This is a genomic window from Streptomyces sp. NPDC055078 (genome assembly GCF_053607985.1).
This window is the reverse complement of the sequence record NZ_JBSGUP010000327.1, coordinates 1-9,014: the sequence shown is the minus strand read 5'-3', so window position 1 is coordinate 9,014 and position 9,014 is coordinate 1. Positions and strand designations below refer to the sequence as shown.

Genomic DNA, 9,014 nt, shown 5'->3' with positions numbered 1-9,014 from the left:
CACTCTCCCTCCCTTCGGTCTCGCCGACTCGATCGCCGCTCTCGCCACGTCCTACGCCGTCATGACCGCGCTGACGGCCCGCACCGCCACCGGGCGCGGCCAGGTCGTCGACCTCGCGATCATCGAGCCGATCCTCACGGTCCTCGGCCCGCAGCCGCTCTGGTACGACCAACTCGGCCATGTCCAGCCGCGCACCGGCAACCGCTCCCTCAACAACGCCCCCCGCAACACCTATCGCACCGCTGACGGCCACTGGCTCGCCGTCTCCACCTCCGCCCAGTCCGTCGCCGAACGCGTCATGCGACTGGTCGGCCGGCCCGATCTGATCGACGAGCCCTGGTTCACCACCGGAACCGGCCGGGCCCGGAACGCCGATGAACTCGACCGCGCGGTCGGCGGCTGGATCGCCCGGCGGACCCGTGACGAGGCCATGGACGCCTTCGAGAAGGCGGAGGCCGCGATCGCGCCGATCTACGACGTCCGCGATGTCATGGAGGACCCCCAGTACCGCGCGCTGGACACGGTCACGGAGGTCACCGACCCCGAACTCGGCCCCCTCCGGATGCAGAACGTCCTCTTCCGGCTCTCCGACACCCCCGGCGCCATCCGCTGGGCCGGCCGCCCGCACGGCGCCGACACCGAGGCGGTCCTCACCGAACTCGGCCTGACCGGGGCCGATATCAGCGCACTCCGCACCCAGGGCGCCCTATGACCATCCCCCTCACCTATCTCTACGCACCCGGAGACCGCCCCGAGATCGTCCGCAAGGCCATCGCCTCCACCGCCGATGTCGTCATCGTCGATCTTGAGGACGCGGTCGCCCCCGCCCGCAAGAAATACGCCCTGGCCGCCACGGCCGAACTCCTCGCGTCCCCCCAGCCACTGCCGGTCCATGTCCGCATCAACTCCCACCGGTCCCCCGAGGAGACCGCGACCCTGACCGGTCTCCCCGGCCTCTGTGCTCTCCGTGTTCCCAAGGTCGCACACGGCACTGACATTCACCGGATCGCCGGCCTCGCCCCGGGCGTCCCGCTCTACCCGTTGCTGGAATCCGCGCTCGCGATCGAGCACGCGTTCACCATCGCCACGGCCCACCCCGCCGTCCAGGGCATCGCCCTGGGCGAGGCCGATCTCCGCGCCGACCTCGGTGCCCGGGACGGCTCGTCGCTGGACTGGCCGCGCACCCGGATCGTCATCGCCGCCCGCGCGGCGGGTCTCCCGCCGCCGACGCAGTCCGTGTTCCCCGACATCCGCGATCTCGACGCGCTGTACGCGTCCTGTGCCCATGGCCGCGCACTCGGCTTCCTGGGCCGGGCGGCCATCCACCCCCGCCAGCTCCCCGTGATCGAACGGGCCTTCCGCCCCACCCCCCAGGAGATCGAGGCCGCGGCGGAGGTCGTGAAGGCCGCCGCCACGGACGAGGGGGCGCTCGCCCTGCCCGACGGCCGCTTTGTCGACGCCGCGATCGTGGCGGCCGCCCGGCGCACCCTCTCGCTGGCCCGGCGCGAGGCTCCGCTGTAGCGTCCGCGCACCCGGCACCCGGCACCCCGGGCACCCGCAGACAGCGCGAGGCCGCCAGGACCCTCTCGGGTCGCCGACGGCCTCGCCCTAGCCCTAGCCCTGACAGCCGTACACAGCGCCGGTCGGTCGTACGAGAGCGCTGCGCGGAAACACGTAACACGGAACGATTCGCACGGGACCTGTCGTACGGGACTCCTCGCGCCCCCTTCGTCCGCGGCCTGCCGTACGGCGGTGCGGCGTCACACGGCGGGTGCGGCGCCTGCGGTCAGCCCTTCTTGGACGACCCCGCGTCCGCGTCCGCCTCGGCGGTCGCGGGCTTCCCGCCGCCCCCGGTACCGGCATCGGACCCAGAGTCGGCGTTGGTGTCGGTGTCCGAGCCACCCGGAGCGGCGCCCTTGGTGCCCTCGGGGCCGTCGGCGTCCGCGGAGTCCTCAGCGACGGCGGAGTCCTCGGCACCGGCCGGTTCGACGACCTCCTCGCGCCCCGGCCGCATCCGCGACGAGATCACGATGTACGCCACGGCCAGCAGGAAGACGACGATCGAGGTCCAGACGTTCAGCCGCAGCCCCAGCACCTCGTGCGCCTCGTCGACGCGCAGATACTCGATCCAGGCGCGGCCCGCGCAGTACGCGGCGACATAGACGGCGAACGCCCGGCCGTGGCCCAGTTTGAAGCGGCGGTCGGCCCAGACGACGAGGAGCGCGACCCCGATGCACCACAGGGACTCGTACAGGAAGGTCGGGTGGTAAAGCCCGGCCTCCCGGTTCGCGCCCTCGGTGATCTTGAGCGCCCACGGCAGGTCCGTCTCCTTGCCGTACAGCTCCTGGTTGAACCAGTTCCCCCAGCGGCCGATGGCCTGGGCGATGGCGATGGCCGGTGCGAGGGCGTCCGCCCAGGCCGGCAGGGGGATTCCCCGACGGCGGCAGCCGATCCAGGCACCGACCGCGCCGAACGCGATCGCACCCCAGATCCCGAGGCCGCCCTCCCAGATCTTGAACGCGTCGACCCAGTTCTCACCGTCGCTGAAGTACAGCTGATAGTCGGTGATCACATGGTAGAGCCGACCGCCGACCAGGCCGAAGGGCACGGCCCAGACGGCGATGTCGGCCACGGTGCCGGCTCGGCCCCCGCGGGCGATCCAGCGCTTGTTGCCGTACCAGACGGCGACAAAGACACCGAGGATGATGCAGAGCGCGTAGCCTCGCAGCGGGATCGGTCCGAGATGGATCGCACCGCTCGACGGACTGGGAATGTAGGCAAGTTCCATGGCAGGTCCGACGCTACCCTGCCGGGCGGCGGGCGCGGCAACCTGCCCCGGCAACGTCTGGGTAACGGGCCCGCGCGGGAGCAATGCCCGCCGGCCCCGGACTCAGGGGGATTCCGGGGTCTTCGTCCCCGGCTTCTTGCCCTTGTTCGCCTCGGCGACCCACTTCTTCAGATTCTCCGGGGAGATCTGCTGTCCGCCCTTGTCCGGAAAGATCGATTCCCCGTTCAGCAGGACGGTGGGCGTGCCGCGGAAGCCGCCGTTCTGAAAGGCCGTGTTCGACTTGGCGACCCAGGAGTCGTGCTTGCCGTCGTTCACACAGCTGCGGAAGGCGGGCGTGTCGAGCCCGTCGACCTTGCCCGCCAGCTCGATCAGCCGGTCATTGTCGCCGAAGGCGTCGTCCGGCTCCGGGGGCTGGTTCTGGAACAGCACATCGTGGTACGGCGCGAACTTCCCGGTGTCCTGGGAGCAGGCGGCGGCATTGGCCGCGCGCAGGGAGCCGGTACCGCCCATGTTCCCGTCGATGATCGTGGCGAGGTTGTACTCGATCTTCAGGTCACCGGACTTCTCCAGGTCCTGGAGCGTCTTGCGGAACACGTTCTCGAACTGGGCGCAGACCGGGCAGCGGAAGTCCTCCCAGATCGTGAGTGTCGACGGCGCGTCGACCGCGCCCACCGGGATCGCCAGCTCGTCCTTGCCCGCCACCCCCGATGGCGCGAGCAGCGGTCCCGCCTGGGAGCCGCTCTCCTCGTCCTTGCCCGCGTTGGCCGCGATCACGCCGACGACGGCGGCGAGTCCGAGAACGGCCACCACCGACGCGGAGACGATCAGCACCCGCCGCCGCTTCTCGCGGACCTTCTCCCGCTCGCGCTCCCGCTGGAGCCGCTCCCGGGCGGTCCCTTTCCTTGCCTGATTGTCCTGATTGTTGTCGCTCACATCACCCAAACGAACCGGGGAGGCACGTCCGCGCCTCCCCGGTCCCAGATCCACCCGTACGAGCGATCACGTACGAGCGATGCGTGCTATACGCCGGTGCGCCCCCTGCGTACGCCCTCGGCCAGCTCGGCCGCGAGTTCCCGTACGGCCAGCAGCCCCGCAGGGGTGTCCGGGGCATCCAGGAGGCGCTTGACGAACGCGGAACCGACGATCACCCCGTCGGCGAAGGCGGCGACCTCCCGGGCCTGGTCGGCGTTGGAGACGCCGAGCCCCACGCAGACCGGCAGCGCGGTGGTGGCGCGGGTACGCCGGACCAGGTCCTGGGCCTGCTCGCCGACCGATTCTCGGGTGCCGGTGACACCCATCAGCGAGGCCGCGTACACAAAGCCGGAACCGGCCTCGGTGATCCGGGCGATCCGGGCGTCCTTGCTGCTCGGGGCGACGACGAAGACGGTGGCGAGACCGTGCTTCGCCGCGTGTTCCCGCCATACCGCGGACTCCTCGACCGGCAGGTCGGGCAGGATGCAGCCGGCGCCGCCCGCCTCGGCCAGCTCGGCGGTGAAGCGCTCGACGCCGTACCGGTCGACAGGGTTCCAGTACGTCATCACCAGGACCGGCTTGCCGGTGGCGGTGTGCGCCTCCCGGACGGTACGCATCACATCGGCGATCCTGACGCCGCCCCTCAGGGCGATGTCGTCGGCGGTCTGGATGACCGGGCCGTCGAGCACGGGGTCGCTGTGCGGCAGCCCCACCTCGACGATGTCCGCGCCGCCGTCGAGGACGGCCTTGACCGCCTCGATACCGCCGTCCACGGTCGGGAATCCGGCCGGCAGATAGGCGATGAGCGCCGCCCGGTCGGCGGCCTTCGCCGCGGCGAGCGCCTCGCTCAGCAGTGTCACATTGCCGCTCACTGGGCGTCCTTCCCGTCGTACAGCCCGAAGTAGCGGGCGGCGGTGTCCATGTCCTTGTCGCCCCGGCCGGACAGATTGACGATGATCAGCCCGTCATCGCCCAGCTCGCGGCCGATGTCCAGCGCTCCGGCCAGGGCGTGCGCGGACTCGATGGCCGGGATGATCCCCTCGGTGCGGGAGAGCAGCCGCAGCGCCCCCATCGCCTCGTCGTCGGTGATCGCGCGGTACTCCGCCCGCCCGGTGTCCTTGAGGTACGAGTGCTCGGGGCCGATGCCCGGGTAGTCGAGTCCCGCCGAGATCGAGTACGGCTCGGTGATCTGGCCCTCGTCGTCCTGGAGGACGTACGACCGCGAACCGTGCAGGACGCCGGGCTCGCCCGCCGTCAGGGTGGCCGCGTGCTCGCCGGTCTCGATGCCGTGCCCGCCCGGCTCACAGCCGATGAGGCGTACGGAGGCGTCCGGGATGAAGGCGTGGAAGAGCCCGATCGCGTTGGAACCGCCGCCGACACAGGCGACGGCCGCGTCCGGGAGCCGTCCGGCGCGCTCCAGGATCTGGCGGCGTGCCTCCACTCCGATGACGCGGTGGAAGTCGCGCACCATCGCGGGGAAGGGGTGGGGGCCCGCGACCGTACCGAAGAGATAGTGCGTACGGTCCACATTGGCGACCCAGTCGCGGAACGCCTCGTTGATGGCGTCCTTAAGCGTGCGGCTGCCTGAGGTCACCGGGATGACCTCGGCACCGAGCATCCGCATCCGGGCGACATTGAGCGCCTGGCGCTCGGTGTCGATCTCGCCCATGTAGATCGTGCACTCCAGGCCGAAGAGCGCGCAGGCGGTCGCGGTCGCGACCCCGTGCTGGCCCGCGCCGGTCTCGGCGATGACCCGGGTCTTGCCCATGCGCCGGGTGAGCAGCGCCTGCCCGAGCACATTGTTGATCTTGTGCGAGCCGGTGTGGTTCAGATCCTCCCGCTTGAGGAAGATCCGCGCCCCGCCCGCGTGCCCGGCGAACCGGGGCACCTCGGTGAGGCTGCTGGGGCGCCCGGTGTAGTTGACCAGGAGGTCGTCCAGCTCGGCGGCGAAGGCGGGGTCCGCCTTGGCCTTGTCGTACTCGACGGCGACCTCGTCGACCGCGGCGACGAGCGCCTCGGGGATGAACTTGCCGCCGAAGTCGCCGAAGTATCCGGCGGCGCTCGGGACATGACCCTCTGGGTCCGGGATGAAGAAGTCGGAAGTCATCCGGCGTACTCCTCGATGGGGCTCGACGGCCCCGGAAGTTCGTGTGCGAAGGTGTGCGAAATGGGTGCGTAAGGTGCGCGTCAGATGTGTGGCAGATGTGCGTCGGAGGTGGCGAACGACGCGAGGACGCCGTGGCCGCCCGGTGTGCCGCGCCGGGGTGACCGTTCATCGCCGTAACCGAACCGGGAACCGTCACCGTACGAAGCCGGGAGCCGTCATCGTACGAGCCGGGCAATCATCACCCCGCGAACCGGGGCGACCTTCGCCGTACGGCTGCCGGAACCCGGCACTGTCGGGGCACCGGGAGACCCGGAGGCGCTCCGACAGCCGCCGACCGGACGCGGTATCGCAGTCCCGGTACCGCAGTCCCGGTACCGCAGTCCGGACCTGACCGGCTGCCGGGCAGCGCCCCGGGCCGGGCCGGGCCCACCGCAGGGGCGGGCCGGACCGACGGGCGGCAGACGACGGCGCCCCGTGCGCCGGACCCGGGCCGGGTTGCGGCCGACCCGGGTCAGGCGTGGGCCGGGTGTGGGTCAGGCGGGCGCGGTCGGCGGGTGCCATCGCATGCCGTTGACCTGGCCCGGTTCGGAGCCGATGACGTAGCGGACCCGGCGCCCGTGCACCTGCCGGGCCGGAGCGCGGCAGCCGCGGGGGCGGCAACCGCGCGCCAGGCGCGCGTACGCGTCACCGGGCGCCGGGCGCGGGCGCGTCCGGCGGGAACGGGCGGGCGGCATGGACGGGGTCAGCTCCGCCCGTGGCGCAGGGCGGGGTGGGCTCCCGCGGCGACCAGATCGGCGACGGCCGACTTGGGGTCGCGACCGGTGACCAGGGACTCGCCGACGAGCACCGCGTCGGCGCCCGCATTCGCGTAGGCGATCAGATCGTGGGGGCCGCGCACCCCGGACTCGGCGATCTTGACGATATGCGCGGGGATCTCGTCGGCGACCCGGTCGAACGTGGCACGGTCGACCTTGAGCGTCTTCAGATCACGGGCATTGACACCGATGATCTTCGCGCCTGCCTCCACCGCCCGCTCGACCTCGTCCTCGTCGTGGACCTCGACGAGCGGGGTCAGCCCGATGGACTCGGCGCGCTCGATCAGCGAGACGAGGGCCTCCTGCTCCAGCGCGGCGACGATCAGCAGCACCAGGTCGGCGCCGTACGCACGGGCCTCCCACAGCTGATAGGCGGTGACGATGAAGTCCTTGCGCAGCACGGGGATGTCGACCCGCGCGCGGACGGCCTCCAGGTCTGCGAGCGAGCCGCCGAAACGGCGCTCCTCGGTCAGTACGGAGATGACGGCCGCGCCGCCCGCCTCGTAGTCAGCGGCGAGTCCGGCCGGGTCCGCGATCGCGGCGAGCGCGCCCTTCGACGGGCTGGAGCGCTTGACCTCGCAGATCACCTGGACACCCTCGCCGCGCAGGGCGGCCACGCCGTCCTTGGCCGCCGGAGCCTTCGCGGCGCGCTCCTTGAGCTCGTCGAGGCTCACACGCGCCTGCCGCTCCGCGAGGTCGGCGCGCACGCCTTCGATGATCTCGTCGAGCACACTCACCCGAGCGGCCCCCTTCCGGGACGTGGATGGTTAAGGATCAGCCATGTCGATGGTATCCGCAGGAGGGCTCCGGCCTCGCATCCGGTTGACGCCCGTCCCACGGACTGGGACTCCGCACAGCGGCTGACCAGCCCCTGCGAGGGCCCGTTCACGGTGCGAGCGCTGAGCCGAAGGGCAGATTCCGGACGATGCTGAAGATCAGTACGGAGCCGCCGAGCGCCCACCACCAGACAGGGGCGACGGAGATACGCAAGGGTGTTCCCCTAACGGCGCGAATCAGCCACATCGTCCACACCACGGCGAAGACGAGATAGCCGGCGACGGCGACGGCGTTGGCCCCGAGAGCGGTGCCCAGATCGCCGTGGATGAAGGCGTGGGCGCTGCGCAGGCCCCCGCAGCCGGGGCAGTACAGACCGCTGACGTCGAGCAGGGGGCAGACGGGGTAGTGGCCCGGTTCATTGGGGTCGATCGCGCCGACGTAAGCGAAGGCGGCGGCCACCCCGGCGATACTCGCCAGGGGGGCGGCGAGACGGCGGGCGAGAGGGGCGGGCCCGGGAGCGCGTCCAGGTGCGCGGCCGGGCGTGACAGGAGAAGTCATGGCGTCCACCCCGTGATTCTCTCCACTGACACGGAAAGACGCAGCCCGGCGGCGGCCGGACCGCGTCTCGAACCGCCGGTCGTCCGGGGCTCCTCTGCCCTCGGACTTCCTCGGACCGGAGCCGGGAATCAGACCGTGGACCGCGCCGGCGCGGGCTCGACGGCACGCCGCTGCACCTGGGAGGCGTGCTCGCGGGCCCGTACCCGGTCCTCGGACTCCTTCGGCATGCCGAGACCGGCGGACTTCATCGCCATACCGACGACGGGACCGAGGAAGACGATCGCCAGACCGCCCCAGAAGCCGAGCGGGTTGACCGCGACCATGAAGACGCCTGCGACGCAGAAACCGAGAAACGAGATGGTGACACCGGTCCAGGCGGCCGGGGTGTGTCCGTGGGCGGTGCCCGACATGAGTAGCTCCTTGTGGCTGGTGCTCTGTGGGGTGCGCCGTCGGCCCACCCGCGATGAGCTGGTGCTGAGCGGATGAGCCGGACGCTCGTCTCCCATTGTCGCGTACGCCGCGCGAAGCGGTGCGCAGGGGGTCGTACGGCTCGGTGACCTCAGCGGGAGGTGGGGTCCTCGCCCCGGTCCAGGGCCTTCCACAGGTCCTCGGGCCGGTCGGGGTCGACGGCCGGTGCCTTACGGGTCCGGGGCGTGCCGTCGCGCTCGTAGCGGCCGGACATGGCGGGCCACTGCCGGCCGTAGCGGAGTGCGAGCAGCCCGGCGAGCAGGATCAGGGCGCCTCCGGCGACGGTCACATAGGGCCAGGGGGTGTGGGTCAGCGCGTCGATCGTGGCGGCCGTGTCGCCGGTGGTCCGGGCGGCCTTCTCGTCCAGGGCCGCGCTGTCGGACGCGCCGGAGAAGGCGGCGAACGCCGCGCCCGCCCCACTGAGGGCGAGCAGCGCGGCGACCAGGAGCCGGGCCGCGCCGCGTACGGCGAAGACGGCCACGAGCGCCGCCAGGCCGACGACGGCGAGAGCGGTGGGGACGCCGGTGAC

11 protein-coding genes are annotated in these 9,014 nt (G+C 71.7%); 2 read left to right on the top strand and 9 right to left on the bottom strand.

All coding sequences use genetic code 11. The features are described from left to right. Positions 1 to 712, top strand: a 712-nt coding sequence (locus ACWF94_RS24590; protein WP_453492366.1) for a CaiB/BaiF CoA transferase family protein, incomplete at its 5' end; no start/stop codon positions are given. After that, a complete protein-coding gene (locus ACWF94_RS24585; protein ID WP_453492363.1) occupies positions 709 to 1,521 on the top strand; it encodes an HpcH/HpaI aldolase/citrate lyase family protein in 813 nt (270 codons plus the stop codon). The genes ACWF94_RS24590 and ACWF94_RS24585, both read left to right, overlap by 4 nt. 265 nt (positions 1,522 to 1,786) lie before the next feature. Here ACWF94_RS24585 and lgt read toward each other — a convergent pair whose 3' ends face one another. The 9 genes from lgt to ACWF94_RS24540 form a co-directional block, all read right to left on the bottom strand. Beyond that, positions 1,787 to 2,788: a prolipoprotein diacylglyceryl transferase gene (gene lgt, locus ACWF94_RS24580; protein WP_453492360.1), complete on the bottom strand. Its 1,002-nt coding sequence runs from the start codon at positions 2,786 to 2,788 to the stop codon at positions 1,787 to 1,789. Between the two features lie 102 nt (positions 2,789 to 2,890). Further along, entirely contained in the window at positions 2,891 to 3,721 is an 831-nt protein-coding gene (locus ACWF94_RS24575; protein WP_453492357.1) for a DsbA family protein, read from the bottom strand. An 86-nt stretch (positions 3,722 to 3,807) separates the two neighbouring features. Then, the gene (gene trpA / locus ACWF94_RS24570) at positions 3,808 to 4,632 is read right to left on the bottom strand and encodes a tryptophan synthase subunit alpha (RefSeq protein WP_453492354.1); all 825 of its coding nucleotides are present in this window, start codon (positions 4,630 to 4,632) and stop codon (positions 3,808 to 3,810) included. After that, positions 4,629 to 5,867, bottom strand: a complete 1,239-nt coding sequence (trpB, locus tag ACWF94_RS24565) for a tryptophan synthase subunit beta (RefSeq protein ID WP_453492351.1) — start codon at positions 5,865 to 5,867, stop codon at positions 4,629 to 4,631. The genes trpA and trpB overlap by 4 nt, the downstream gene beginning before the upstream one ends. Before the next feature lie 533 nt (positions 5,868 to 6,400). Next, positions 6,401 to 6,601: a tryptophan biosynthesis modulator TrpM gene (gene trpM / locus ACWF94_RS24560; protein ID WP_453492348.1), complete on the bottom strand. Its 201-nt coding sequence runs from the start codon at positions 6,599 to 6,601 to the stop codon at positions 6,401 to 6,403. Positions 6,602 to 6,609: 8 nt separating this feature from the next. After that, a complete protein-coding gene (gene trpC / locus ACWF94_RS24555; protein ID WP_453492345.1) occupies positions 6,610 to 7,419 on the bottom strand; it encodes an indole-3-glycerol phosphate synthase TrpC in 810 nt (269 codons plus the stop codon). A gap of 148 nt (positions 7,420 to 7,567) precedes the next feature. Then, complete coding sequence (locus ACWF94_RS24550; protein ID WP_453492342.1) at positions 7,568 to 8,017, bottom strand: DUF2752 domain-containing protein; 450 nt, start codon at positions 8,015 to 8,017, stop codon at positions 7,568 to 7,570. Between the two features lie 128 nt (positions 8,018 to 8,145). Continuing rightward, positions 8,146 to 8,427, bottom strand: coding sequence for an HGxxPAAW family protein (locus ACWF94_RS24545; protein WP_453492339.1), 282 nt, complete (start codon positions 8,425 to 8,427; stop codon positions 8,146 to 8,148). Positions 8,428 to 8,576: 149 nt separating this feature from the next. Then, positions 8,577 to 9,014: TIGR02234 family membrane protein (locus ACWF94_RS24540; RefSeq protein ID WP_453492336.1), on the bottom strand; the 438-nt coding region annotated here is incomplete at its 5' end.